Source organism: Streptomyces griseus (assembly GCF_001715295.1).
Taxonomy (GTDB): Bacteria; Actinomycetota; Actinomycetes; order Streptomycetales; family Streptomycetaceae; genus Streptomyces; species Streptomyces griseus_G.
Genome location: NZ_MDKB01000002.1, coordinates 1,063,237 through 1,087,367 on the forward strand (window position 1 = coordinate 1,063,237; position 24,131 = coordinate 1,087,367).

Annotated in this window: 27 protein-coding genes; 14 read left to right on the plus strand and 13 right to left on the minus strand. The window is 69.8% G+C overall.

Features of this window, described 5'->3' with window-relative positions; genetic code table 11:
• Positions 1-348 precede the first annotated feature (348 nt).
• Positions 349-1,248, plus strand: coding sequence for a hypothetical protein (locus tag BA175_RS11285; protein WP_069171158.1), 900 nt, complete (start codon positions 349-351; stop codon positions 1,246-1,248).
• Between the two features lie 222 nt (positions 1,249-1,470).
• On the opposite strand, the gene BA175_RS11290 is transcribed toward BA175_RS11285, so the two are convergent.
• Entirely contained in the window at positions 1,471-2,490 is a 1,020-nt protein-coding gene (locus tag BA175_RS11290) for an aldo/keto reductase (protein WP_069171159.1), read from the minus strand.
• Between the two features lie 167 nt (positions 2,491-2,657).
• Between BA175_RS11290 and BA175_RS11295 the strand changes: the two genes are divergently transcribed.
• A complete protein-coding gene (locus BA175_RS11295; RefSeq protein WP_069171160.1) occupies positions 2,658-3,257 on the plus strand; it encodes a TetR/AcrR family transcriptional regulator in 600 nt (199 codons plus the stop codon).
• Positions 3,258-3,344: 87 nt separating this feature from the next.
• Here BA175_RS11295 and BA175_RS11300 read toward each other — a convergent pair whose 3' ends face one another.
• Both BA175_RS11300 and BA175_RS11305 read right to left on the minus strand, forming a co-directional pair.
• Positions 3,345-3,551: a DUF397 domain-containing protein gene (locus BA175_RS11300; protein WP_069171161.1), complete on the minus strand. Its 207-nt coding sequence runs from the start codon at positions 3,549-3,551 to the stop codon at positions 3,345-3,347.
• Positions 3,548-4,432, minus strand: a complete 885-nt coding sequence (locus tag BA175_RS11305) for a helix-turn-helix domain-containing protein (protein ID WP_069171162.1) — start codon at positions 4,430-4,432, stop codon at positions 3,548-3,550. The genes BA175_RS11300 and BA175_RS11305 overlap by 4 nt, the downstream gene beginning before the upstream one ends.
• 157 nt (positions 4,433-4,589) lie before the next feature.
• Between BA175_RS11305 and BA175_RS11310 the strand changes: the two genes are divergently transcribed.
• The 3 genes from BA175_RS11310 to BA175_RS11320 all read left to right on the plus strand — a co-directional run bounded on the left by BA175_RS11310 (position 4,590) and on the right by BA175_RS11320 (position 7,019).
• The gene (locus BA175_RS11310; protein WP_069172056.1) at positions 4,590-5,018 is read left to right on the plus strand and encodes an ATP-binding protein; all 429 of its coding nucleotides are present in this window, start codon (positions 4,590-4,592) and stop codon (positions 5,016-5,018) included.
• Between the two features lie 279 nt (positions 5,019-5,297).
• Positions 5,298-6,293, plus strand: a complete 996-nt coding sequence (locus BA175_RS11315) for a DNA-binding protein (RefSeq protein ID WP_069171163.1) — start codon at positions 5,298-5,300, stop codon at positions 6,291-6,293.
• A 132-nt stretch (positions 6,294-6,425) separates the two neighbouring features.
• Positions 6,426-7,019, plus strand: a complete 594-nt coding sequence (locus BA175_RS11320; RefSeq protein ID WP_069171164.1) for a hypothetical protein — start codon at positions 6,426-6,428, stop codon at positions 7,017-7,019.
• Between the two features lie 123 nt (positions 7,020-7,142).
• Here BA175_RS11320 and BA175_RS11325 read toward each other — a convergent pair whose 3' ends face one another.
• The 8 genes from BA175_RS11325 to BA175_RS11360 all read right to left on the minus strand — a co-directional run bounded on the left by BA175_RS11325 (position 7,143) and on the right by BA175_RS11360 (position 16,321).
• On the minus strand, positions 7,143-8,291 hold the full coding sequence (locus BA175_RS11325; protein ID WP_254667852.1) for a P1 family peptidase: 1,149 nt from the start codon (positions 8,289-8,291) through the stop codon (positions 7,143-7,145).
• Between the two features lie 499 nt (positions 8,292-8,790).
• The gene (locus BA175_RS11330) at positions 8,791-9,987 is read right to left on the minus strand and encodes a hypothetical protein (protein WP_069171165.1); all 1,197 of its coding nucleotides are present in this window, start codon (positions 9,985-9,987) and stop codon (positions 8,791-8,793) included.
• Positions 9,988-10,212: 225 nt separating this feature from the next.
• Positions 10,213-11,406, minus strand: coding sequence for an elongation factor Tu (gene tuf, locus BA175_RS11335; RefSeq protein ID WP_069171166.1), 1,194 nt, complete (start codon positions 11,404-11,406; stop codon positions 10,213-10,215).
• 158 nt (positions 11,407-11,564) lie between these two features.
• Positions 11,565-13,694 carry an elongation factor G gene (gene fusA, locus BA175_RS11340; RefSeq protein WP_069171167.1) on the minus strand — a complete coding sequence of 710 codons (2,130 nt, stop codon included), beginning with the start codon at positions 13,692-13,694 and terminating at the stop codon, positions 11,565-11,567.
• A 38-nt stretch (positions 13,695-13,732) separates the two neighbouring features.
• Positions 13,733-14,203 (minus strand): 30S ribosomal protein S7, encoded by a 471-nt coding sequence (gene rpsG / locus BA175_RS11345; protein ID WP_018101248.1) that lies wholly within the window; start codon positions 14,201-14,203, stop codon positions 13,733-13,735.
• 2 nt (positions 14,204-14,205) lie between these two features.
• Positions 14,206-14,577, minus strand: a complete 372-nt coding sequence (rpsL, locus tag BA175_RS11350) for a 30S ribosomal protein S12 (protein ID WP_003948652.1) — start codon at positions 14,575-14,577, stop codon at positions 14,206-14,208.
• 323 nt (positions 14,578-14,900) lie between these two features.
• Positions 14,901-15,587, minus strand: a complete 687-nt coding sequence (locus BA175_RS11355; protein ID WP_139131384.1) for a hypothetical protein — start codon at positions 15,585-15,587, stop codon at positions 14,901-14,903.
• A 290-nt stretch (positions 15,588-15,877) separates the two neighbouring features.
• On the minus strand, positions 15,878-16,321 hold the full coding sequence (locus tag BA175_RS11360) for a helix-turn-helix domain-containing protein (protein WP_069171169.1): 444 nt from the start codon (positions 16,319-16,321) through the stop codon (positions 15,878-15,880).
• A gap of 196 nt (positions 16,322-16,517) precedes the next feature.
• On the opposite strand from BA175_RS11360, the gene BA175_RS11365 reads away from it, so the two are divergent.
• Both BA175_RS11365 and BA175_RS11370 read left to right on the plus strand, forming a co-directional pair.
• Positions 16,518-17,267 carry a hypothetical protein gene (locus tag BA175_RS11365; RefSeq protein ID WP_069171170.1) on the plus strand — a complete coding sequence of 250 codons (750 nt, stop codon included), beginning with the start codon at positions 16,518-16,520 and terminating at the stop codon, positions 17,265-17,267.
• Positions 17,264-17,458, plus strand: coding sequence for a hypothetical protein (locus tag BA175_RS11370; protein WP_069171171.1), 195 nt, complete (start codon positions 17,264-17,266; stop codon positions 17,456-17,458). The genes BA175_RS11365 and BA175_RS11370 overlap by 4 nt, the downstream gene beginning before the upstream one ends.
• 60 nt (positions 17,459-17,518) lie before the next feature.
• On the opposite strand, the gene BA175_RS11375 is transcribed toward BA175_RS11370, so the two are convergent.
• Complete coding sequence (locus BA175_RS11375; RefSeq protein WP_254667853.1) at positions 17,519-17,797, minus strand: hypothetical protein; 279 nt, start codon at positions 17,795-17,797, stop codon at positions 17,519-17,521.
• Positions 17,798-18,093: 296 nt separating this feature from the next.
• Between BA175_RS11375 and BA175_RS11380 the strand changes: the two genes are divergently transcribed.
• The 4 genes from BA175_RS11380 to BA175_RS11395 all read left to right on the plus strand — a co-directional run bounded on the left by BA175_RS11380 (position 18,094) and on the right by BA175_RS11395 (position 20,048).
• A complete protein-coding gene (locus BA175_RS11380) occupies positions 18,094-18,504 on the plus strand; it encodes a hypothetical protein (protein ID WP_069171172.1) in 411 nt (136 codons plus the stop codon).
• Between the two features lie 148 nt (positions 18,505-18,652).
• Complete coding sequence (locus tag BA175_RS11385; protein ID WP_069171173.1) at positions 18,653-19,255, plus strand: phage tail protein; 603 nt, start codon at positions 18,653-18,655, stop codon at positions 19,253-19,255.
• A gap of 80 nt (positions 19,256-19,335) precedes the next feature.
• Positions 19,336-19,626 carry a hypothetical protein gene (locus BA175_RS11390; RefSeq protein ID WP_069171174.1) on the plus strand — a complete coding sequence of 97 codons (291 nt, stop codon included), beginning with the start codon at positions 19,336-19,338 and terminating at the stop codon, positions 19,624-19,626.
• Positions 19,627-19,691: 65 nt separating this feature from the next.
• A complete protein-coding gene (locus BA175_RS11395; protein WP_069171175.1) occupies positions 19,692-20,048 on the plus strand; it encodes a hypothetical protein in 357 nt (118 codons plus the stop codon).
• Between the two features lie 25 nt (positions 20,049-20,073).
• Here BA175_RS11395 and BA175_RS11400 read toward each other — a convergent pair whose 3' ends face one another.
• Positions 20,074-20,487 (minus strand): DUF3592 domain-containing protein, encoded by a 414-nt coding sequence (locus BA175_RS11400; RefSeq protein WP_069171176.1) that lies wholly within the window; start codon positions 20,485-20,487, stop codon positions 20,074-20,076.
• A 256-nt stretch (positions 20,488-20,743) separates the two neighbouring features.
• Here BA175_RS11400 and BA175_RS11405 point away from each other — a divergent pair, with 256 nt between their 5' ends.
• The 3 genes from BA175_RS11405 to BA175_RS11415 are packed head-to-tail and all read left to right on the plus strand — an operon-like array spanning position 20,744 to position 24,103.
• Positions 20,744-21,574 (plus strand): hypothetical protein, encoded by an 831-nt coding sequence (locus tag BA175_RS11405; RefSeq protein WP_069171177.1) that lies wholly within the window; start codon positions 20,744-20,746, stop codon positions 21,572-21,574.
• Between the two features lie 49 nt (positions 21,575-21,623).
• Positions 21,624-22,823 carry a phage tail protein gene (locus BA175_RS11410; protein WP_069171178.1) on the plus strand — a complete coding sequence of 400 codons (1,200 nt, stop codon included), beginning with the start codon at positions 21,624-21,626 and terminating at the stop codon, positions 22,821-22,823.
• Entirely contained in the window at positions 22,820-24,103 is a 1,284-nt protein-coding gene (locus BA175_RS11415; protein ID WP_069171179.1) for a tape-measure protein, read from the plus strand. The genes BA175_RS11410 and BA175_RS11415 overlap by 4 nt, the downstream gene beginning before the upstream one ends.
• Positions 24,104-24,131: the final 28 nt, after the last annotated feature.

Sequence of the window (24,131 nt, forward strand, 5' to 3'; positions counted from 1 at the left end):
CGGGCGCCTGGTCGGTGCCCCACTGACGCTTCCCGGAAGATTCCCGTACGTCCGGCCCTGGGGGCCGACGAGTACTGTGGGACTCGCTTCCGGTCCTCCCGGCGGGAGGCGCGCAGCATTGACACTCAACCGAGCAACCTGGCTAGTGTGCCATACGGGTCGGCGGCCTGGCCAATCGGGCTGAGGATCCTACCCCTTGCGTGGGAGCACTCAAACGCAAGCGCCTTTTCGGAGCCCCCTCGGACCCCTCCCCGGTCATCGCGCAATCGTGCGATGCGTCACCGAATCGGGTGAAAAGATCGCGATCCGGCATATGTCAGGCGAATCCTCCCCCCTAGGGTCCGGATCATGGTCAATTCATCGCACGAGGCGATGCACCGGATCTTCCAGGAAGACCCGGGCATCTTCACGAGGACGTTCAGGACACTGGGCATCCCTTTCCCCGAGACGGTCGCGGTCTCGGTCCTCACGACGGATCTCACCGAGACCCAGCCCCTGGAACGGCGCCTCGACACCTTGCTGCGGGTGGAGACGGCCGACGGCAGGCCCTACCTCCTGGCCGTCGAGGCGCAGGGCAGGAAGGACCCCGCCAAGCCCAGCAGTTGGACGTACTACCTCGCCCACCTCAACGCCAAGTACGGCATCGATCCCGTGCTGCTCGTCGTCTGCCAGGACGAGCCCACGGCGCGATGGGCCGCGCGGCCCATTCACGTCGGACCGCCGGAATGGCCGTCGCTCACCGCACGGCCGCTGGTTCTGGGCCCGCACAACGTGCCGGCGGTGACCGATCCGTCGGTGGCGGCGCGCGATCTCCCCCTGGCCACCTTTTCGGCGATTACACATGGTAAGGACGTGAATGCGCCTGCCATACTCGAAGCGCTGGCCACCGCGTTGAAGACAGTCGACGAAGACACCGCACTCGTCTTCGGCGAACTCACCGAACTCGGCCTGGGTACGACCCCGGCCGCTCAGATCTGGAGGGACCTCATGGCCATCGACCTCTCATTCTTCCGCTCGGAGACCTCCCAGCGGTTGCGCGCCGAAGGCCTGGCCAAGGGCATGGCGGAGGGTAAGGCGAAGGGCCTGGCGGAGGCCGTGGTGAAGGTGCTGGAGCGCCGCGGTGTCGCGGTCACCGATGCCGTCCGTGACCGCGTGCACGCCTGCACCGACGCGGAGACGCTCGACCGCTGGCTGATGCGCGCGCTCACCGCCGCGACGGCCGAGGACGTCTTCACCGAGGCCTCGTAGGAGTCGGGGCCGTACCGGGCGCGCACCCCTGCGGTACCCGCCCGGCTCCTGGCCCGTGCCGGCACCGCGGGCTCACCGGCCCGTCCGTGTGACGGGGCCGCTTCGACCGGCGGCGGCCACGAGAGCCCCGGCTTCCCCCCGGGACGCGGGGGAGCAGGGGTACGTGTACGCCGCTCTCCCACCGGAGCCGAGCCGGCCGCCCCGGCCGGCGGCCTCGGATGCTCAGCGGCGGCGAAGGGCCGGGTCGAGCAGCGCCGGCCGGGTGTCGTTCTTCTCGTGCGCGGCGAGATCCACTCCAGGGGCGACGATCCCGTCGATCGCGTCGAGCACGTCGGCGGAGAGCACGGTGTCGGCGGCGGCGAGCTGAGCGTGCAGGTGCTCCAGGGTGCGGGGGCCGATGATCGCGCTCGTCACGGCGGGGTGCGCGGTCACGAACGCCAGCGCCAGCTGGATCATGGTCAGTCCGGCCTCGTCGGCGACCGCGGCCACCTTCTCGACGGCGTCGAGCCTGGCCCGGTTGGCGGGGAGGGACAGGTCGAACCGGTCCGGCATGATCGTGGAGCGGCTTGTGGTGACGGGCCGGCCCTCACGGACCGCACCGGACAGCCAGCCCGAGGCCAGCGGGCTCCAGGCGAGCACACCGAGCCCGTACTCCTGGGTCACGGGCAGCACGTCGGTCTCGATGCCGCGCTGCAGGATCGAGTAGCTCGGCTGTTCCGTGACGTACCGGCCGAGGCGGTGTTCCCGCGCGGCCCACTGCCCCTGCACGATGCGGTACGCGGGGAAGGTCGAGGAGCCGAAGTAGCGGATCTTTCCCGCGCGCTGCAGATCGGTCAGCGCCGACAGGGTCTCCTCGTCGCTGGTGCGCGGGTCCCACCGGTGGATCTGGTAGAGGTCGACGTGGTCGACGCCGAGGCGGCGCAGGCTGTTGTCCAGTTCGGTGACCAGCCAGCGGCGCGAGGCGCCCCGGTGGTTGCGCTCGCCGCCCATCGGCAGGCTCACCTTGGTGGCCAGCACGATGTCGTCGCGGCGGCCGGCGATGGCCTTGCCGACCATCTCCTCCGACTCGCCGCCGCTGTACATGTCGGCGGTGTCGATGACATTGATGCCGCCTTCGAGAGCGGCGTCGACGATGGCGGTGGCCTCGTCCTGGGTGGTGCGCCCGATGGCGCCGAAGTTCATCGCGCCGAGCGCGAGGGAGCTGACCTGGACGCCGGTGCGGCCCAGAGTGCGGTACTGCATGCCGTGTTCCTCCGTTGAGGGTGAGAGCGTGGTGGCACACGCATGGCTTGGCCGCAGGCCCCCGCTCTGACATCATGAGCAAGCGGAACCCTGCTCCGCTAACGATACGGAGCAGTGTTCCGCTTTGCAAGGCCGGCGAGGGAACCAGCACGGGACGGAGTGGCGCGGTGAACGACATCGACGAGGGCGCGGGGCAGGCCGCAGGCCGGTCCAGGTCCAAGCGGGCGGACGCCCGGCGCAACGAGGAGACGCTGCTCGACGCGGCCGCGGCCGCGTTCGTGGCATCCGGCGTGGAGGCCCCGGTACGCGACATCGCGGCCAGGGCCGGCGTGGGAATGGGCACGATCTACCGCCACTTCCCTACGCGGGCGGATCTCATCGTCGCCGTCTACCGGCACCAGATCGAGGCCTGCGCCGAGGCCGGTCCCGCCCTGCTGGCGACCAGTGCGACGCCGCACGCCGCACTGGGGCGGTGGGTCGACCTCTTCGTCGACTTCCTGGTCACCAAGCACGGACTCGCCGCCGTCCTGCAGTCCGACAGCCCCGGCTTCGAGGCCCTGCACGCCTCTTTCCTCGACCGCCTGCTGCCCGTGTGCGGCCAACTGCTGGACGCGGCGGCCGAGTCCGGCGAGATCCGCTCCGACCTCAAGGCCTACGAGCTCATGCGGGGCGTCGGGAACCTCTGCATCGGCGCGGAGAGCGACGCGAAGTACGACGCCCGCCGACTGGTCTCACTCCTCATCGAGGGACTCCGCCACCCGGGCTGACCGGCGGCCGGGCAGTACGCGAGGAAACGCGCAGAGGTCCCCCGCCCGGGCTCGGGTGGGGGACCTCCGGGGTGGTGACCGGTGGAGTCAGCTTCCGGCTGTGTGCGAGACGAAGTCCGCCCATGCGCCGGGAGTGAACCCGAGCTGCGGGCCCCGCACGTTCTTGGAGTCGCGCACGTGGACCGTACGGGGGGCGGTCGCGACCTCGACGCAGTCGGGGCCGTCATTGCTGCTGTAGCTGCTCTTGTGCCATATCAGCGCGGAAGCGTCTCCGGCAGCGGACTTGAGGATCATGTCTCTCCCCGCACTTTCTCGATGAAGGCCAGGGACTCACGCGGTGTGAGCGCCTGGGCACGGATCATTCCATACCGCATCTCAAGGATCTGGACCTCCCTGGGATCGGAGATCAGACGGCTGGTGAGCTGTGCTTCCGAGTAGCCCACCGTCGTGCCGTCGTTGATCTTCAGTACCCGGAGCTCTCCGGCCATTCCGGCGTGCTCTTCACATCCCGTCGGCATCACCTGGATCTCCACATGCCGCAACTGACCGATCGCCGAGAGGCGTTCAAGCTGGCGTAGCAACACCATCCTGCCGCCGATCGGACGCCGGAGCGTCACCTCTTCCAGGACGAACGTGAGCAGAGGAGCGGGCCGACGGTCGTAGATGACCTGTCGGGCCATGCGTCCGGCCACGTGCCTGTCGATCTCGTCCTCGCCGTAAGCCGGTCGGCGCATGGCGAACAGTGCTCGCGCGTACTCCTCCGTCTGGAGAAGTCCATGCATGTTGTGGTTGCTGTACGCGCCCAACTCGCCTGCCTGGGCCTCCAACTTGGCCAGATCCCGCACCTTCTTCGGGTACCGGGCCTCCGCCACGTCCCCCTGCATCGCGGCGATCTTCCCGCCCGCCCCCAGAACCCGGTCCGCGTTGTCCAGGAACTCGGGCTTCGGGGCCCGACGGCCTCGCTCGACGCAGGAGACCATCTCCTCGCTGTATCCGATGGCCGCGCCCAGCTCCGCCTGTCGCAGGCCGGCGGCCTCGCGCCAGAGCTTGATCTGCCGGCCGACCGCCTTCATCACCGCACCGGAGTCGTCCTCCAGGCCGGCGTCCCAGCGCGGACCGTCCGCACCGTCCGTCGTCCCCTCCGCCTGTCCCGCCTCACCGCTGTCCACGCTCATGCGCGCCCACCTCCGTCGTACTCGTGTCCAACGGCTCCCGGTGCCGGCTGGTCACGGCGTACAGACCGGACCGCTGGGGACCCTCAGCCGGACAAGGGCTCTCCGTACGGGCGTCAGTCCTTCCAAGAGCAGGCACGGAACGACCACGGTGAGTGACGTGAATCGAGAAATCACCCGAACCGAACATTCCGCTCTCACCCGGCAGTTCACCGTGCTGCTCTCCCCCACCCGCCGGGCGGCCCGGCTCGCCCGCCTCCTCACCACGGCGCACCTCGGCGACTGGGGACTGCCCACGGAGGCTGCCGCGCACATCGTCGCCGAGCTGGCAGCCAACGCCGTGTTCCACGGCCGCGTACCCGGGCGGGACTTCCGGCTGGGCCTCAGCGTCCGTGGCCCGGTGCTGCGGATCGAGGTGACCGACGCCAGGGGCGAACGGCTGCCGCCCGGCGCCGTGACCGTCCCCGGTCCGGAGGAGGAATCCGGGCGCGGCCTGGTGATCGTCGCGACGCTCGCGGACCGTTGGGGTGTCGTCCCCGGACCCGTGCCGCGCAAGACGGTGTGGGCGGAGATCGACCTCGCCCCGTGACGGGCGCACCGGGTCGTGGGGGCCCACGACCCGGTGGACCGTGTCCTGGTCCCCCACGACACCTAAAGCTCTTGAGAACGTAGGGACATCACCTTCCCCACCCGACCCGACCCCGCCCAGGTCCAGGTCACTCGCGCGGGTGACATAGGGCAACTGGGCTGGATTTGGGACGGGTTGCCGGGCATATGCTCGGCGCGACCATCACAGACATGCGACGGCCCCCGCCGGGACGGCAATCCCGAACGAGGGCCTGACCACCGAGGAAGTAGGAGCTTCCCGATGGGTACCCAGCAGGTTAGCGCGCCCCCGTGCGCGCCGTCCCCCGTATCCGGGGACGTCACGCCGTCGTCCGGCGTCATCCACAGCAACGTCCGGCACTCGGCGGGCTTCACGGTCGTGGGTAACCACCTCAGCCGCCACCGGGGACTCTCCCTCGTCGCCATCGGGCTCGCCGTGCACATCCAGTCACTGCCCGCCGGGGCGAAGATCGGCATCAAGGTGCTCACGGGCCGTTTCCCGGAGAGCGAGGCCCGCATCGCCGCCGCCCTGCGCGAGCTGGAGGCCAACGGCTACCTCCGCCGCAGCCGGGTACGCCTTCCCGACGGCCGGATCGTCACCCGTACCGTCTCCCACAACCAGCCCGGCGCCCAGGCCCCCGCCCTCGCGGTTCCCCGGCAGCGGGCCGCGCGCCGCGCGGCACCCGCACCGCCGCCGGTCCCCGCACGGGCACGCGCGGCAGCAGTCGCCCCCGCACCGCAGCCCGTGGTCCGTCAGCCCGCCCGCCGGGCACCGACGCCGCCGCCCGCTCCCGCTCCCGCACGCCCACCCGTCCGCGTACCGGCTCCCACCGCGCGCACGGCTGCGCCCCCGCCGCTCCCCCGGCCACGGGCAGCCGTACCGGAGCTGCACCGGGCAGCCGCCGCACTCCTCGCCGACCTGCGGCGCCACGTGCCCCAGCTGGCACTCTCCGGGAGCGACGTCGAGGCCCTCGCTCCCGGCGTCGCCACCTGGCTCGAACGTGACGCCCACCCGGACACCGTCCGCCAGGCGCTCACCACCGACCTGCCCGTCCCCCTGAGGCATCCGGCGAAGCTCCTGAGGCACCGCATCACCACGCTTCTGCCACCACCGCTGCCCGGGGCGCAGGAGCTCGCGCCCGTGCGCAGGGCCCTCGTCATCCCGCTCCAGAACTGCGACACCTGCGACCGCGCCTTCCGCTCCCGCGTGCCGGGGCGCTGTCGCGACTGCCACACCCGCGTCCACGCCGTCACCTGAGGGCTGCGGCCCCCTGCCGCGATGCGCCTTTCGTCCGAATGCGCCACAGCTGTGGTGGGCGGCTCCCATCCCACCGAGCGTGGAGAAGGACCTGTGGGTATCCGCAGGTACTCCGCGTACAGAGGAGCGACGATGTCGGAACGCAACACAGTGATCCGCAGCATCCATGATCTCGGTCTGGCCGCCTGGTTCGGCGGCTCGCTGATGGGTGCTGTCGGGCTGAACGGCGCAGCCGCCTCGGAGGGGGCGAGCGAGACGGAGACGGACCGGATCGCCAGCGCAGGATGGGCGAAGTGGACGCCGGTGGCCGCCGCGGCCATCGGGCTGCACCTGATGGGCGGCACCGGTCTGCTCGTCGCCAACGCCGCCCGGGTCAGGACCCAGCAGGGTGTCGCGGCCTCGGCGCTGGCGAAGACGCTGCTGACCGGTGCCGCTCTGGCGGCCTCCGCCTACGGCCGGGTCCTGGGCAAGAAGGTGGAGCTGGCGAGTTCCGGCGCCCCCGAGGACCTCGAGAAGGCCGCACACCATCCCGTGGACCTGCAGAAGGCCCGGCAGCAGATGCAGCTCATCCAGTGGGCGGTGCCTGCCCTGACCGGCGCCGTGGTGGTGCTCAACGCGCTGCACGGCGAGCAGCAGCGGCCCCTTCAGCAGAAGGCGGGCATGCTGCGGCGGGCGACGTCCCAGATGAACATGGGGCAGCTCGGCCACTGCCACCGGCTGATGTGAGGCGGGTCCCCGGCCTGCCGCTGAGCGGCGACCCGGGGGCCGTACCGGTACCGGTCGGGCAGCCGGCCGGTACCCGCACCGGAGGGGCGGCCGTGCGGGTACCGGCCGGCTGCCCCGGGGTCGTCAACGACGCAGGTCCGCGCAGGCCGAGGGATAGGTGTCGCAGTAGCTCCTGTACTGCCGCACGGACGTGGCTTCGAGCATGGCGTGGGCGACGGCCCTGGAGAGGGTGTCGGCCGCCGCGGAGCCGATCCGGGTGAGCGCCCCCTCGTCGCCCGGGTCGGCGTTGGACAGACCCCGGCCGGTGCCTGTGGCCACGGAGAAGATGGTGTCGCCGTCGGAGAGGGTGTGCGACGGGTGGATCGCCCGGGCCAGTCCGTCCTGGGCTGCCGCGGCCATCCTGGTCAGCGCCGCGTTCTCCATGGCCGCGCTGGTGGCGACGATCGCGATCGTGGTGTGGTGGGCCGGGTCCGTCCCTTCCTCCGGCGTGCCCGTGACCGGCCGGCACTCGGCGCGTGACGGCTTGCGCAGCCCGGCGAACTCGTCGCCGATGCCCAGCGCGGCACCCAACAGCGTGCAGTCCTTCGGATCCACGGTGGATCCGAGGGCGTTGACCACGACAAGTGCTCCGACGACGGTCCCGTCGTCCAGTCGTACGCTGGCCGTGCCCACACCACCCTTGAGTGTGCCGGCCCCGGTGAGGGCTCCGGTCCCGGCGCCGACGGTGCCCTGGCGCACGGGGCCGTCCTTGGCCGCCTGCATCGCCCGGTACCCCCAGGAGGCCGTCGGCCGTGCCCGGTCGCTGCCTCCCCGTCCGAGGTCCCAGATGACCGCCCCCGGCACGATGGGGAGGGAGACCCCTTCGTGGTCCTCCAGCCAGTGCATCGCGCCGACGCCGACGTCCAGGCCCCAGGCGCTGCCACCGGTCAGGACGAGTCCGTCGACCCCGGGGTTGGCATTGACGGGGGCGAGGACGTCGGTCGTCCACGTGCCGGGGGAGCCGCCGCGTACGTCGACGCCGGCCAGTGGCTCGCCCGGCGTACGGACGACGGTCGCTCCGGTGAGGTAGGGCGGGCGTGTCGACTGCACCTGACCGACACGGATGCCGGGGACATCGGTGAGGGCGTTGAGCGGACCGGGCTCCGGGGCCGTGACCGCGGCCGCGGTCCGCCCGGCAGCCGGGGACGCCTCCGCTCCGCCGAGTACAAGACTCGCGCAGGCGGCCGCACCGACCAGACCCACCACCATCGGACGGGCACGTCGAGACACCATGTCGACCTCTTTCTCAGGCCCCCCGGGGGAAAGACGCGGCCGCTCAGCCCGGCGGCGGCACACGGAAAGCTAGCTGCCCCGGCACTCCCGCCGGCCGGCGACGCGCAGACGGACGGCGAACCCGCGGAGAACCGGCATCCGCCCGGCCGAACGGCCCGGACGGGCCGGACGGGCCGGACGGGCTATGGACGGGCCCGCGTGACGCCGTGCGCCCCGGTCTTCGCCGAGGGCTCACCTCGTGGGCTGTACTCCGCCGGGTGAAGGGCTGTCCCCGGGTCGGCGAACGGTTCCGTCCTTCCGGCCCTGCCTCCACGCGGAACCGGGGCGCGGGCTGCTGACCGTGGCGGTACGGGCTGCTGACCGTGGCGGCGCTCGCCGCCCTGTCCGGCGCCGTCGCCGGCCCGGTGCACGTGCAAGGCGGTCCGGGCCGGCTTCGGCCACGGGCCGACCGGGTCGTGGGGACGCACGACCCGGTGGAGGCCTCACGTCGAACGGCCGCTCACGTACGCGTGACCGTGCCGCACGCGCCGTCGTCGGTGGGCACCCGGCTGCGGTCGTACGGGTCCACGGCGGCGCCTGTGGGCGCCGGCTCCGGAGCGTCGCTCGGGAAGGACGGGTGCAGGAAGCCGTCGTACACCTCGCAAGCGGTGTTGCCGGCGTACTGCTCGTACCGCGAGAACGACAGCGTGCCCGGTGTCGTCCGGAAACGCTCCGGGTCGTACAGCACGGTCGTCAGCCGCCGCCGCACGATGGTGCGCGTCACCTCGTCCTGGGTGCGCGCCTTCAGCACGGGGTACACGAAGGTGTAGTCGGCGTGGGCCTCGACGGTGCCCTCCCTCCCGGCTTCCAGGGTCATCCTTCCCCGGGTCTTGACCACGTCCCCCATCGGCCGGGCGTCGTCCGGGTCGATGCGGGTGAACAGCGCCAGCGGGTCGTGTCTCTCGTCCGGCCGGGTCCATGCGGCGGCCAGCATGTCCTGCACGTCCTTCTGCTGGGGATCGAGGAGCGCCAGCGCCTCGCGCGGCTTCTCGCCCCGCAGGGTGGCCGGGTCGAGGTTGGCGGCGACCAGGAACCGCCGGGTCGTGCGGAGGAACTCCCCGACCTGCGCCTCGCTCATCCCTCCGATCGCCCTGGCCTCCGGGACGGCTATCCCCTCCGCACCGTCCGCCCAGTGGAGCGCGGGCGAACCGCGGAACGGCTCCTCGACCGTCGGCCGGTCCGGGTCGGACCCAGCGGGCGCGGCGGTGGGCGGTGCGGTCTCGGCGGGCAGCGGCCCCGCGTCGGCGGAGTCGCCACCCCCCGGAAGGTGGTCGGTCAGCAGGCTCGGGCGCATGGCGACGAGGAGGATCCCCACCACCGCGACGAACCCGAGCGTGCCGGCGACACGCCGCTTCCGCCGTGCGCGGCCGTTCATCTCCTGCCAGGTGGGCCCGGTACGCCAGCCCTCCGGCTGCCACGGCTGGGCCGGCTTGCGCTTCCTGCCCCAGCGACGCCGGCCACGCTGCGTGCGGGCGGCCTCCTCGTCCAGGGCGCGCAGCCTCGCCGTCACCATGCGGGCGCGGGCCGAGGGCTCCTTAGGGGCGTCGGCCCCGCCGCCCTCCAACTGCTGCACCAGCTCCGCCCATTGCTCCTCGGGCACGGGCGCCGGTCCGTCACCGTGGTCGGACTGCCCCTCCGACGGCTTGCTGGCACTCACTGCTCTCCCCCACTCGTCCAACGGCCGGGCCCCCGGGCCGCTTTCGTCCCACGGATGCGATTTCGAACAAGGTAGCGGAACACCTCGTGACGCCCGCGTGAGGGTTCCGTGGTGACCAGCCGCACCCATCCCGCACACGCCGAAGGGCCCCGTACCTCTCCTGCGAGAGGTACGGGGCCCTTCTTGGTGCTCTGTGCGGAGCGACCAGGTCAGACCGTCAGGTGATTACTTGACGATCTTGGTAACCTGGCCGGCGCCCACGGTCCGGCCACCCTCACGGATGGCGAACTTCAGGCCCTCTTCCATGGCGACCGGCTGGATCAGCGCGACGTCCATGAGGGTGTTGTCACCCGGCATGACCATCTCGGTGCCCTCGGGAAGGGTCACAACGCCCGTCACGTCCGTGGTACGGAAGTAGAACTGCGGGCGGTAGTTGTTGAAGAAGGGGGTGTGACGGCCACCCTCGTCCTTCGACAGGATGTAGGCCTGGGCCTGGAACTCGGTGTGCGGCGTGACCGAACCCGGCTTGATGATGACCTGGCCGCGCTCGACGTCCTCGCGCTTGATGCCACGAAGCAGCAGACCGACGTTCTCACCGGCCTGGCCCTCGTCGAGCAGCTTGCGGAACATCTCGATGCCGGTGACCGTGGTGGTGGTCTTCTCCTGCTTGATGCCCACGATGTCAACGGTCTCGTTGACCTTGAGGACACCACGCTCGATGCGGCCGGTGACGACCGTACCGCGACCGGTGATCGTGAAGACGTCCTCGATCGGCATGAGGAACGGCTTCTCGACGTCACGCTCGGGCTGCGGGATGGACTCGTCGACGGCCTTCATCAGGTCGAGAACGGTCTGGCCCCACTCGGCGTCGCCCTCGAGGGCCTTGAGCGCCGAGACCTTGACGACCGGAAGGTCGTCGCCCGGGAACTCGTACTCGGAGAGGAGCTCACGGACCTCGAGCTCGACGAGCTCCAGGATCTCCTCGTCGTCCACCATGTCGGCCTTGTTCAGCGCGACGACGATGTACGGCACGCCTACCTGGCGGGCCAGGAGCACGTGCTCCTTGGTCTGCGGCATCGGGCCGTCGGTGGCCGCGACCACGAGGATGGCGCCGTCCATCTGCGCCGCACCCGTGATCATGTTCTTGATGTAGTCCGCGTGACCCGGGCAGTCGACGTGCGCGTAGTGACGCGACTCCGTCTGGTACTCGACGTGCGCGATGGAGATGGTGATACCGCGCTGGCGCTCCTCAGGAGCCTTGTCGATCTGGTCGAAGGCCGAGGCCTCGTTCAGGTCCGGGTACGCGTCGTGCAGCACCTTGGTAATGGCGGCCGTGAGGGTCGTCTTACCGTGGTCGATGTGACCGATGGTGCCGATGTTGACGTGCGGCTTAGTCCGCTCGAACTTTGCCTTCGCCACTGGGGTCCTCCTGAGTGGTTCTGTACGCCTTGCTTCATCGGCGCCAGGTGATCTTTGCTGGAATGCCGGTGCCGGGGGCATTCGCCGCGCCGCTCGCGCGTCGCGGCGAATGCCGTACCGGGCTCCGGTGACAAGCCTAAAGCGTGAGCTCGGAAGAGTTACTCGCCCTTGGCCTTCGCGATGATCTCCTCGGCGACGTTCCGCGGAACCTCGGCGTAGGAGTCGAACTGCATCGAGTAGCTTGCGCGACCCGAGGTCTTGCTGCGGAGGTCTCCGACGTAGCCGAACATCTCCGAGAGGGGCACGAGGCCCTTCACGACGCGAGCGCCGCTGCGCTCCTCCATGGCCTGGATCTGGCCACGGCGGGAGTTGAGGTCGCCGATGACATCGCCCATGTAGTCCTCGGGCGTGGTGACCTCGACGGCCATCATCGGCTCGAGGAGCACGGGGGACGCCTTGCGGGCACCCTCCTTGAACGCCTGCGAACCGGCGATCTTGAAGGCGAGCTCCGAGGAGTCGACCTCGTGGTAACCACCGTCGAGAAGGGTGACGCGGACGCCGACCATCTCGTAGCCGGCCAGGATGCCGAACTGCATGGCTTCCTGGGCACCCGCGTCCACCGAGGGAATGTACTCACGGGGGATGCGGCCACCGGTGACCTTGTTGACGAACTCGTAGGAGGCGTCGCCACCCTCGATGGGCTCGAGGGCGATCTGCACCTTCGCGAACTGGCCGGTACCACCAGTCTGCTTCTTGTGCGTGTAGTCGATGCGCTCGACGGTCTTGCGGATCGTCTCGCGGTAGGCGACCTGGGGCTTGCCGACGTTCGCCTCGACGCGGAACTCGCGCTTCATGCGGTCGACGAGCACCTCGAGGTGGAGCTCACCCATACCACCGATGATGGTCTGGCCGGTCTCCTCGTCGGAGTGCACCTGGAAGGAGGGGTCCTCCTCCGAGAGCCGCTGGATGGCGACACCCAGCTTCTCCTGGTCACCCTTGGACTTGGGCTCGATGGCGACCTGGATGACCGGCGCCGGGAAGTCCATGGACTCCAGGATCACCGGGTTCTTGTCGTCGGACAGCGTCTCACCCGTGGTGGTCTGCTTCAGGCCCATGACGGCGACGATGTCACCGGCGCCCACCGACGCGATCTCCTCACGCTTGTTCGCGTGCATACGGTAGATCTTGCCGATGCGCTCCTTCTTGCCCTTGACCGAGTTCAGCACCGCGGTGCCGGCCTCGAGGCGACCGGAGTAGATCCGGACGAAGGTGAGCTTGCCGAGGTGCGGGTCACTCGCGATCTTGAACGCCAGGCCGGAGAACGGCTCGTCGTCCGAAGGCTTGCGCTTGATGACCAGCTCCGGGTCCTTGACGTCGTGGCCCTCGATGGCCTCGACGTCCAGGGGGGAAGGCAGGTAGCGGACGACGGCGTCGAGCAGGGGCTGGACGCCCTTGTTCTTGAACGCGGTGCCACAGAAGACGGGGGTCACGGTGACGGAGTCGGCCGAGCCCTTCGAGGCGAGGGTGATCCGGCGGATCGCCTCGTACAGCTGGTCCTCGGAGGGCTCGTTGCCCTCGAGGTACAGCTCCATCATCTGGTCGTCGTTCTCCGCGACGGCCTCGAGGAGCTTGCCGCGCCATTCCTCGGCGGCCTCCTTGAGGTTGTCCGGGATCTCGACGATGTTGTACATCTCGCCCTTGACGGCCTCTTCGGGGTACACGAAGGCCTTCATCGTCACGAGGTCGACGACGCCACGGAAGTCGGCCTCCGCTCCGATGGGGAGCTGCATCACGATCGGGACGGCGCCGAGGCGCTGGACGATCATGTCGACGCAACGGAAGAAGTCGGCACCGGTGCGGTCGAGCTTGTTGACGAAGCAGATGCGCGGGACGCCGTAGCGGTCCGCCTGACGCCAGACGGTCTCGGACTGCGGCTCGACGCCGGCCACACCGTCGAACACGGTGACGGCACCGTCGAGGACGCGGAGCGAACGCTCCACCTCGACGGTGAAGTCGACGTGACCCGGGGTGTCGATGATGTTGATGGTGTGGTCAACATCATTGAGCGGCCAGTGACAGGTCGTCGCGGCGGACGTGATCGTGATGCCGCGCTCCTGCTCCTGCTCCATCCAGTCCATCGTGGCAGCGCCGTCGTGGACTTCACCGATCTTGTACGAGACGCCGGTGTAGAAGAGGATCCGCTCAGTGGTGGTCGTCTTGCCCGCGTCGATGTGGGCCATGATCCCGATGTTGCGGACCTTGGCCAGGTCAAGCGAAGTGGTGGCCATAAGGCTCAATCTTCTCTCGGTCTCGATGGGGTGAGCGACTACCAGCGGTAGTGCGCGAAGGCCTTGTTGGACTCGGCCATCTTGTGGGTGTCCTCGCGCTTCTTGACGGCAGCGCCAAGACCGTTGGAGGCGTCGAGCAGCTCGTTCATGAGGCGCTCGGTCATGGTCTTCTCGCGGCGGGCGCGGGAGTAACCGACGACCCAGCGCAGGGCGAGGGTGGCGGCGCGACCGGGCTTGACCTCGATCGGCACCTGGTAGGTGGCGCCACCGACACGGCGGGACTTGACCTCGAGCGAGGGCTTGACGTTCTCAAGCGCGCGCTTCAGCGTGATGACCGGGTCAGCGCCGGTCTTCTCGCGGAGGCCTTCCATGGCGCCGTACACGATCCGCTCGGCGGTGGAACGCTTGCCGTCGAGGAGGATCTTGTTGATCAGCGAGGTGACAAGAGGAGAGCTGTAGACCGGGTCGATGATGACCGGGCGCTTCGGGGCGGGGCCCTTACGAGGCATTCTTACTTCTCCTTCTTGGCGCCGTAGCGGCTGCGGGCCTGCTTGCGGTTCTTGACACCCTGGGTGTCGAGCGAACCGCGGATGATCTTGTAACGAACACCAGGCAGGTCCTTCACACGGCCACCACGCACGAGCACGATGGAGTGCTCCTGCAGGTTGTGCCCCTCACCCGGGATGTAGGCCGTGACCTCGATACCGGAGGTCAGACGCACACGCGCGACCTTACGGAGCGCCGAGTTCGGCTTCTTCGGGGTGGTCGTGAACACACGCGTGCAGACACCGCGACGCTGGGGCGAACCCTCGAGCGCGGGCGTCTTGTTCTTCTCGACCTTGTCCTGCCGGCCCTTCCGGACCAGCTGCTGGATCGTAGGCACTACTTCTCCGGTTTCTGTGTGCCGTTCGTGAAACTAACCTGAAACACGCACCGACCCACGCGGTCGGGTGTGTCGAATACTGGAAGCCCCCGCGGTAAGGCGGAAGAAACCTCGATTGCGGTGGTCACTTACGGACTCGCCGTGCGGTTGAGGACACGCACACGAGCCCAGGCACACCCCAGGCACAAGGCTTGAGCGTACCTACCTCACGGACCTGGGTCAAAACAAATGCTGACCACCCGGACAGGGACCCGGACCGAGGACCTCGGCCGACGCCGCCGACCGCCGCCGCAGACCGGTCACGGTACGCGCCCGGGCCCGTGTCACAGCGGCTCGCCGTCCGGGGAGACCGGGGTCGCGCCTCCGGCCGGGCGGCGGGACGGGCGCAGTCGCGGGATCGTGGGCACCCGGGAACTCCGGCTCTTGGGGACCAGGGTGGGAGCGGGGGCCGGGGGCCGGTCGGCCCGCTCACCTTCGCCCTCGGGCCGGGGTGCTGCGGTCCGTCCGTCCGCACCGCTGCCGCCCCGGGCCCTGTCGTCCGTACGGGGCTCGGCCGCGTTCCGGTCCTGCTGCCGCAGAGGTATCACCGCCGCCTGGCCGACCGCGTCCCTCACCAGCCGTAACGTACGTCCACCGGCGGCCCTCGCCTCGTGGAGCGCGGGTTCGTAGTGAGCGGCGGCATCGCTCCAGCCGCTGGAGTAGGCGCGCAGTTCGCGTCGCTCCATCTCCTCCCGCAGCAGCACCATGATCTCGTCCGGTGCGTGGCTCTCGAGGTGCCGGCCCACCACCGCGAGGAGTCCGGACAGCGTGTCCGGGACGGGGGGAGAACCGCCGCCGTCGGAGGTGGCCGCCGCGCCCGCCCCGTGACCGGCGGGAGGTACGTCCTGCGCAAGGGAGTCCGCGGGCACCGCGGCACCGGTCGGGGCGTCCGCCGCCGCGCCCTCTTCGGGGGAGTCGCCCGTGACGGGCTCTGCGGCCGGAACCCGGGGTCGCCCGTCACGCCCGGCCACGTGCACCCCCCATCCCCGTCCGACCCGAACCCCGTACACCGGCGGTGGCGTGCGTCACCGCTGCGCGCATGCCTGCTGGGGGACAGGCCGAGCCAGCTTACGGGCCACTCCCGGAGGCGGTTCCGCCGGGGACGTCTCATGATCCACTCGCGGGGCCGGAACGGAAAGTCCGGCGCCGGACACCAGGGCGGGGGGCGCGTACCGGGCCTGGCGACGGACGCCGGGGCCGACAGGAGGCGGGGAGGTGGAGCCCGGCCGACGGGGGAACGCGGCGAAGGAGTCCGGGAGCTTCAGTCGGAGGCGAGCGGCGTCCGGTCCCGGGGGGAGGAGCCGACGGCTTCCGGGGGTAGGAACTGGCCGGCGATCCTGATGAACATCTCCCGCTGGTCCGCCGCGACCCCCAGCCCGTCCGCCGCCTCCTCCAGAGTGAGGCGCCGTCCGCCCGCAGGGGCCTGGCCCACCGACGGCAGCGGCAGGTCGTCCTCGGTGAGCCTGCCGGACTGGATGAGCATGTCGCGTACCGGGACCTGGAGCACCTGGGCCAGCCTGCGGGTGGTCTCCAGGTCCGGCATGCTCTGGCGCTGGAGCAGTCGCGTGATGGCCGCCCGATGGACTCCGGCCTCGTCGGCGAGGCGGGATTTTCCGCCACCGCGTGGACTGTCGATGTCGAAGCCGCGGCGACGGATCAGCTCTTCGATCCAGGTCGCGAAGCGGTCGAGCTCGTCTGTGGTCATGAGCGTCGCCTCCCTCCGAAGCGAATCTCAGCGTATCGCGCTTGCGCGCACGGAATTACCCCGTCACGTCGTCTCGTTTGTGAGGGTTCTGTCGACATAAAGGCAGGCCGATCCCTCCCTTTTGGCTTGCGAGCGAGCGCGCAACATGGCAGCGTGCGTGCACGCAACTACTCGCGCCGGGGAGAAGGGACCGCCCATGACCACACGCGCCGAAGACGAGAAGACCGACAGGACCGTCCGTGACGCCATGCTCTGGATCGAACTGCTGTTGCGGCAGTTCCCGGAGCTGCTCGGCGAGCTGGCGCCGAGCAGCCGTTCCCCCTCCGCACCGCCGCAGGGCGGTGCGAGGCCGACCGCCCCGGCGGGCCGCACCCGCGTCGAGCGGGAGGAGGCCCTGCGGGCCGAACAGCTGCACGGCCTCACGCCGTCCGGCCCGGCCACGGCACCCTTGCGCCTGCACGTCTCCGACGCCGTTCGGGACATCACCGACGGCGTGGTCGAGCTCGACGAGGCCGTGCACGACCGGCTCCGCCTGCCGCGCCCGCGCCGCGCCCAGGTGGCCGAGCGGTTGCTCCGGGTCGCCGCGCTGCTCCGGCAGGCGAGCGAGGACGCGCTGCTCACGGCCCACATCCGGGACGAGGTCCGCAGAATGGCGAGGCGCTGCACGCGCGCGCTGGGCGCCGCCGAGCCGGTGGTACGGGTCCGCGGCCGCTGCCCGTGGTGCGACTCGGTCTCCCTGCGCGCCTTCCCCGCCCGGCGGTCGGTGCTGTGCGTCAACCCGTCCTGCCGGTGCACCGACCGGGACTGCGACTGCCGTACGGACCCGGCCCACCGGCACGCCTGGAGCGAAGACGCCTGGGCGCGGCTGGCGGCGGAATCCGGCGGAGACTTCGCGGAACTCACCGGCGCGACGGTGGACACCGCCGATCTGGAGGTGCGCCGATGACGGCGGCGACCCTGCTGACCGGCGCACTGGCCGCCGAGGAGGCGGGCGTGACCCCGGCGACGATCCGCAAGTGGGTCCAGCTGGGACGCCTCTCCCCCGCGGGAAAGCAGGGCCGGGCCCAGCTGTTCCGGCTGGAGGACGTCTTCGCCGCGGAGCGGGACGCGCGGCGCAGGCCACGTACGGCCGGCTGAAACAGTCACAGGAGACGGAAGGAGGGGGCGGCCCGTTCGGGCCGCCCCCTCCTTTTCCGTCTACGTCTCGGGCGCGGGCTGCATCCGGAGCACCTGGGCCCCGTCGTCCTTGCCGCCGGCGGTCAGGGCCACCGCCTCACCCCAGCCGCTGCGGAACCCCCGCGTCTCCGCCTCCACGGCGACTCTCGCCCCGACCTTGCTGACCACGGCGGTGAGCGTCCGGGCGACGTCGGCGGTGTACGTACCCGACTCCCCCGACTCGGCGGCCACTTCGACCACGGCGGCCATGACATCGGCCAGCCGCTCCTGGGCACTGATCACCATCGCGCTCCCGTCCACACCCGTTCCATTCCCTCGTTCCGCACGCCCAGTAACGGCGCTCCGTGCTTCAGAACCGCCACCTTTCGAATGCCTGTTCGATAGTCGCAGAGTAACGCACCCGCCCCCACCCATGCGGGAGTTGCACGGCCCCCGAAGTTGCCGACTCGCACTAAGTGGTTGCGCGCACGCACGTTATGCGTCACAGTTGGTGCAGCGGCGGAGCTGCGCCCACCCTCCCTCCGGGACGCGGCTCCGCCGTTCCCCTGCCCGTACGCCCGTCGGCAGCCAGCCACGAACAGGAGTGATGCCCCGTCATGAGTTCACCTCCCAGCACCTTCCCCGACGTGGAGGCCATCGTCGTGGAGCTCCTCTCCGACCGCCCGGACCTCGCGGACGCGGTCGTGGACGAGACCCCGCCGCCCGGCTTCGACGGAACCCAGCAGGCAGTGATCGTCAGCCGGCGCGGCGGCGCCTGGATCGACGACCTGCACCTGGACCAGCCGCTCATCGAGCTGGAGGCCTACGGGCCGGACAAGGCGACGGCGCACCGCCTCGCGAACTCCGCCCGCGCCGAACTGCTCTCGGCGGTCGGCCGGACGTACGGCACGAACGTCGTGATCACCGATGTGGTCGAGTCCGACGGCCCGCGCTGGCTGCCGGAGTACCTGTACCCGGCGGCCAACCGCTACCTCACCGTGCTGCGGGTCTCCCTGCGCATCGGCTGAGTCACCGGCACCAGCATCCGGGCGCTCAGGCCGCCCGGCCCCGGCGCGAACAGGCGCCCCACAGACAAGGCCCCGCCACCGGCGGGGCCTTCGCCGTACCCACGGCAGGCACCACCACCCACCGAAATCCCTTTCCAAGGAGTCATCCATGGCAGGCAACAACTCGTCCGAGATCCGCGTAGCCGGCACCGGCCGCGTCCTCGTCGCGAACATCAACGCGCCTCTCCCGGCCGCGTTCACCGACGACCCGTCCGCCGACTGGGGCACGGAGTGGACCGACCTCGGCTACACCTCCACGGACGGGGTGACCTTCTCCAAGAAGGACAAGCTGGACCCGGTCGAGACGTGGCAGTCGATCAGCCCGGCCCGGTTCGTCTACGCGGACCGTGACCTGACGCTGAAGTTCTCGATGCTGCAGTTCAACGAGGACACGCTGCCGTTCTTCCTCGGCGGTGCCGCGTCGGACATCCGCCGGGACGCGACCAAGCCGGACATCGTCCAGTTCGACGTGCCGGACGGCCCGACCTTCGACGAGCGCGCGCTCGGCCTGGAGTTCACCGACGGCTCGGCGGTCACCTACCGCTTCGTCATCCCGCGCGGCCAGGTGACGGCGACCGACGACATCAAGCTGGCCCGCAAGGCCGCCGCGATGCTCGGTGTCACGTTCACCGCCCTCTCGCCGGGCGACAACCAGGCGCTCGCCACCTTCGTGATGAAGGACGCCGCCTACACGGTGCCGGCCGGCGCCTGATCAACGCCGGGCGGGGCCGGCCCACCCCGGCCCCGCCCGGCACCCCCGCCCACACCACCGCGTAAGGAGACACCCCACCCATGGCTTCATTCGACGTCAACGCCGCCCGCGCCCAGCGCATGGAGGCGCTCGGCCGCTCCTGGTCCTTCGACCTGGACGACGACACCTTCGAACTGCCCACCGAACTCGGCCGCACCACCGCCAGGGCGCTCCGCTCCCTCGACGACAACGACGTCGACGGGCTGCTGAAACTCCTGCTGGGCGAGGAGCAGTTCGCGCGCTTCGAGCAGCACGACATCACCATGCAGGACATCGCCGCGATCCTGGAGGCGTACGGCAAGGAGACCGGGCTCGGCCTGGGGGAAGGCTGAGCCTCGACGCGTTCGCCGAAGAACACGCCGAGGCACTCGAAGCCGACCTGCTGCGGCACTACGGCGTGGATCTGCTCGACCGGCACCGCGGCCGGCTGACCTCCCGCCGGCTCGCGGTGCTCATCAAGCACCTGCCACGCGACAGCGCCATCGCCCAGGAACTCCACGGCGACGGCGCCGAATGGACGGTGACGGACTACCTGCTGGCCGCAGCGGTGGACCATCTCGCCGCCGCCAACTGGATGTTCGCCTCCGTCAACACGGACGAGGACTCGGAACCTCCGGAACCGCCGGTGCCGGTGCCGAGGCCGGGGGGCTCTGCCGAAGACGCCGTGGACACGGGCGGCACCGGTCAGGAAGCGGGGGGCGCGGAAGAGGCCTCAGGCCCCAGTCCGGCCGAACTGCTGCGTTTCTTCTCGTGATCCGGTCTCCTCGCGACCGGGCGCGTCAGAAGAAAGCGATCCAGACCAGAAGCCAGACTCCCGCCACCGCCACGAGCGACGCGATGGTCAGGAGCGAGAACCCCGTACCCACACTGATCGGTGGGACCTCGGCGTTGTCAGGTTTTCGCGGGTCGTAGACGACCTCGACGTCCGCACCGATCCGGGCCCCGGCGACCGGCGACGGAGACCCCAGGCATGTGTGCGTGCCACCGGCCGGGGTGCTGAACCTCACCACGACCCTGATGCCTCGCTCACGGTACGTGTGCTTCACACACACGCCGGTGGCACGCACTCCTCTGATCCGCAGGACCAGGGATTGCCAGCCGAGGTAGCCGAGGGCCCCCGCAGCCCCCAGCAGGAGCAGTGCATGCGGGAGGACGGCGACGGTACCGGAAGCGGCGAGGGGTGACTGCAGCACGCAAGGAATGTAGCAACTGCGGCCGTCTGCGGGCAGGGCACCGGACCGGACGAATGTCCCGGGGCTCTCTGCGGGGACGCCGGGGAGCACCCGCGTCAGCCGGAGCGCCGGATGACTCGGCACCAGTGCGACGAGAGAGAAGGTACCAGCGGTAACACCTGACTCCCCGGGTCGCGGAAAAGAATCCGCAGCCACAGAGGGACTTCCTGCGCACAGAACCCTGGCATGGCACGTGACCGAGGAAAGGCTGAACGGGATGACCGGAAACCCGACCAAAGAAGATTTCAAGAAGCTTCAGCTGCAAACTGACCAGAAGCACGAAGAGGCAATCCGCCAGATCTCCGCACTCCGGGACCAACTGGCAGACCAGGGACAGAATCAGCGGGAAACGTGGACGTCGGACCTGGAAACGGTCCGGAAGGAAATCGCCGATAATCATTCGACCCCGGGATACGGCGAGGCGCACCTGTCCGGACTTCCGTTCACGGAAGACGGAGCCAAGATCGTCAATGCGTCCAATCAGCTGGAGTACTTCAGTAACCAAGCCTTCAAATGGGATATGGAAGCGCTCGCGGTCACCCCTAGCGGTATCACCTTGGCCGGTGCCCAGATCTACGAGTTTCCCTGGGTCAAAGGAATCGAGAGCTCCCGGCTCGGTGTAGCGGGACGAGCGCAACGCCGTACCACTGCACAGAGCGACGACGAGGACAGCGGAAACGGCTCCGGGGGATCGCCACCGGACCGCGTGGCCGACGCACGGGAGGTGGAGCTGGCTCAGCAGACGGCCCGCGGCGCGCAGCGTTACGCTCGCGAACTCGGCGAGCAGCTCACACGGACGAAGCAGGCCCTCGGACGTCAGCTCGGCACCATGCACGCGGACCTCGGCACCGCGACCCGCCTGGCGAAATCCGCGCACACCCGCATCGACGGAATCAACCGGCAGCACGCCCGCCAGAGCGGCACGCTGAGAACGGCAGCCGCTCAGCCGGGCGTCGCGGCAAATGACCCCAAGAAGCTCAGTGACGCGGCGGCCCAGATACGAGCCCTCGAATCGCGGATCAATTCTCTGGCCAGGGCCCTCAGCTGACGAGCCGATCCTGAAGAAGGAGAAATCGTCTCACAGGATTGGATGAATCATGTCTCTCGTAAGCTCTCTCGGCAGAGCCACGGATTCCCTCAAGAAATTCAAGACCCAGGCCGACGCCGCTGGCAAAGCCGCCGGCAGCCTCCAGGGCAAGGTGACGGCGAGCGATCGCGAAATCAAGAAGCTCAAGACCTCCGCCCAGACCTCCGCCCGCGCACTCACCAACATCCAGGGCGCCGCCGACAAGGCCGAGCGCTCGATGTCCAAGGCCGGCAGGACCGGTCAGAAGAGCGGCAGCCAGGTCGGGAAGTTCAAGTCCGGGGCCGACAAGGCGTCCAAGGGCATGAAGGGGCTCAACAAGTCGATGAAGGGCAACCTCGTCGGCCAGTTGCTCTCCCTGCTCGCCCCGCTGATCGAGAAAGTGGTCGAGATGGCCACCCGCTCGAAAACCATGCAGAAGGTCCTCAAGGTCGCCTTCGCCGCCATCAAGAAGGTCATCAGCTCGGTCATGAAGGCCGTCGGGCCGATCATGAAGAAGGCCGGCGCGCTGATCAAGACGGTCTGGAACGGCATCAAGAAGGCGATCACCGTCGTCATCAAGGCCGTCGCCAAGGTCGTCACGACCTACTTCAACGCCTGGAAGAAGATCATCACGACGGTGATGAACGCCGTCAAGAGGGTGATCTCCAGCGTCTGGAACGGCATCAAGAAGATCATCACACCCGTCATCAACTGGATCCGCGACGTCATCCCCAAGGCCTTCAGCAAGGTCAAGGAGAAGCTGTCCAGCATCTGGGGCGGGCTGCAGGGCATCGCCAAGCGAGCCTTCGACAAGATCACCGGCGCGGTGAAGGGTCCGATCAACGCCGTGATCCGGCTCATCAACTCCGCGATCGGCAGCCTCAACCGCATCAAGGTCTCGATCCCCGGCTGGGTCCCCGGGGTCGGCGGCAAGACCTTCGGCATCAGCCTGCCGAAGATCCCGCAGCTGGCGGCCGGCGGCATCGTGGCACCGCGTAACGGCGGTGTGCACGCCATCGTCGCCGAGGCCGGTGAGGCCGAGGCCGTGCTGCCGCTGTCCAAGCTGGACAGACTGCTGCGGCACACCGCCCGCCGGGCCAGGGCCGACTCGGTCAACGCCACGGCCGGAGCCGTCTCCGGTTTCCAGATCGAGAACTACTACGAGGCGTCCACGGCCGACCTCCAGGAGACGGCCGCCGCCCTGCTGTTCCTGTCCAAGGCGCGCGGATGAGCGCCGCGGCGATCCGTGCCGGCGCGGACCCGCTCGCGGGAGTCGCCGGGGCGCTGAGCACCTTCCGCTCCCGACTCACCGGTTCCTCACAGGCCCTGCGGTCAGCCGCGCAGAGCATCGGCCGGGCCGGAACCGCCGCCGACCGGATCAAGGGTTCCGCCACCTCCGCCGGCACCCAGCTCCGGCAGATGAAGACCAGGGCGGACGCGGCCGGGAAGTCCCTCACCAAGACGGGCCGGACCGCCGGCCGTACGGCGACCCAGCTCCGCACCGGCAGCACCAAGGCCCGCGGCACCGTCGCGCCCCTCAACTCCCTCGCCACCGAAGGTGCCGCGTTCAGCGGAGTCGTCGGCGTGCTGGGCAAGGGTTCGGGCACGGTGTCCAAGCTCATGGGCTTCTTCGGGGGCGCGCTCACCGTCGCCTCCGGTGCGATGACCGCCGTCAACGTCGCCATGCGGGCCAACCCGCTCGGGTTCGTCCTCGGCCTGGTCAGCCCGCTGGCCGGCTACCTCATCGAGTACGCGCTCAGCTCGGAGACCGGCCAGAAGATCATGAAGCAGGTCTTCGACCAGGTCCTCAAGGTGTTCCAGACCATCTGGAAATTCCTCGGCCCCGTGGTCAAGGTGTACGCCACCGTGATCTCGACCTACTTCAAGGTCGCCTTCGCCGTCGTCACCACCGTCCTGGCCGTCGTGGGCGCCCTCCTGTCCAGGGACTTCAGCGGCACCCGAAGCTCCGTCACCTCCGCGACCAACGCCGTGTCCGGCCTCATCAGGCGGGCGTGGGGCGGCTTCCGCACGGTGATCCAGCCCGTCCTGGACTGGATCACCCGGAAGATCCCGGGCATGTTCACCCGGGTCAAGGACGCCATGTCCAGGACCCTCGACGGCATCGGCCGCTTCCTCAGCACAGGCATGCAGGGCGTCATGGCGGCCGTCACCGGACCGGTCAAGGCACTGATCCACTTCGCCAACTGGGTCATCGACGGCCTGAACAAGCTCAGCTTCAGCTTCTTCGGCAAGAAGTTCGGAGTCGACCTGCCCAAGATCCCCCAGCTCGCCGAAGGTGGCATTGTCCAGCCCGCCGGGCCGGGCACCGCCTCCCCCGTGCTGCCACTGTCCGCCCTCAGCCGGCTGCGCCCCGCCGAAGCCACGCCCCGGAGCACACGCCCCGCCGGCTCACCGGACCGGGCCCGGCTGCGCGCCTACCACGCCACCGAGGGCAACGGCCCGCTCGCCGTCGCCACCGACCTGCTGTTCCTGCACGGGGCTGCGGCATGAGCACTCCTCCGCCCCACGACTGAAGCGA

Excerpts from the sequence above, each read along its gene's own strand:
- fusA (WP_069171167.1), bottom strand. The coding sequence starts at position 13,694 with ATGGCCACCACTTCGCTTGACCTGGCCAAGGTCCGCAACATCGGGATC.
- BA175_RS11300 (WP_069171161.1), bottom strand. The coding sequence starts at position 3,551 with ATGATCCTCAAGTCCGCTGCCGGAGACGCTTCCGCGCTGATATGGCAC.
- BA175_RS11370 (WP_069171171.1), top strand. The coding sequence starts at position 17,264 with ATGACGGCGGCGACCCTGCTGACCGGCGCACTGGCCGCCGAGGAGGCG.
- BA175_RS11325 (WP_254667852.1), bottom strand. The coding sequence starts at position 8,291 with ATGGTGTCTCGACGTGCCCGTCCGATGGTGGTGGGTCTGGTCGGTGCG.
- rpsG (WP_018101248.1), bottom strand. The coding sequence starts at position 14,203 with ATGCCTCGTAAGGGCCCCGCCCCGAAGCGCCCGGTCATCATCGACCCG.
- BA175_RS11385 (WP_069171173.1), top strand. The coding sequence starts at position 18,653 with ATGGCAGGCAACAACTCGTCCGAGATCCGCGTAGCCGGCACCGGCCGC.
- BA175_RS11320 (WP_069171164.1), top strand. The coding sequence starts at position 6,426 with ATGTCGGAACGCAACACAGTGATCCGCAGCATCCATGATCTCGGTCTG.
- BA175_RS11290 (WP_069171159.1), bottom strand. The coding sequence starts at position 2,490 with ATGCAGTACCGCACTCTGGGCCGCACCGGCGTCCAGGTCAGCTCCCTC.
- BA175_RS11305 (WP_069171162.1), bottom strand. The coding sequence starts at position 4,432 with ATGAGCGTGGACAGCGGTGAGGCGGGACAGGCGGAGGGGACGACGGAC.
- BA175_RS11390 (WP_069171174.1), top strand. The coding sequence starts at position 19,336 with ATGGCTTCATTCGACGTCAACGCCGCCCGCGCCCAGCGCATGGAGGCG.
- BA175_RS11285 (WP_069171158.1), top strand. The coding sequence starts at position 349 with ATGGTCAATTCATCGCACGAGGCGATGCACCGGATCTTCCAGGAAGAC.
- BA175_RS11380 (WP_069171172.1), top strand. The coding sequence starts at position 18,094 with ATGAGTTCACCTCCCAGCACCTTCCCCGACGTGGAGGCCATCGTCGTG.
- BA175_RS11415 (WP_069171179.1), top strand. The coding sequence starts at position 22,820 with ATGAGCGCCGCGGCGATCCGTGCCGGCGCGGACCCGCTCGCGGGAGTC.
- BA175_RS11405 (WP_069171177.1), top strand. The coding sequence starts at position 20,744 with ATGACCGGAAACCCGACCAAAGAAGATTTCAAGAAGCTTCAGCTGCAA.
- BA175_RS11365 (WP_069171170.1), top strand. The coding sequence starts at position 16,518 with ATGACCACACGCGCCGAAGACGAGAAGACCGACAGGACCGTCCGTGAC.
- BA175_RS11410 (WP_069171178.1), top strand. The coding sequence starts at position 21,624 with ATGTCTCTCGTAAGCTCTCTCGGCAGAGCCACGGATTCCCTCAAGAAA.
- BA175_RS11315 (WP_069171163.1), top strand. The coding sequence starts at position 5,298 with ATGGGTACCCAGCAGGTTAGCGCGCCCCCGTGCGCGCCGTCCCCCGTA.
- BA175_RS11360 (WP_069171169.1), bottom strand. The coding sequence starts at position 16,321 with ATGACCACAGACGAGCTCGACCGCTTCGCGACCTGGATCGAAGAGCTG.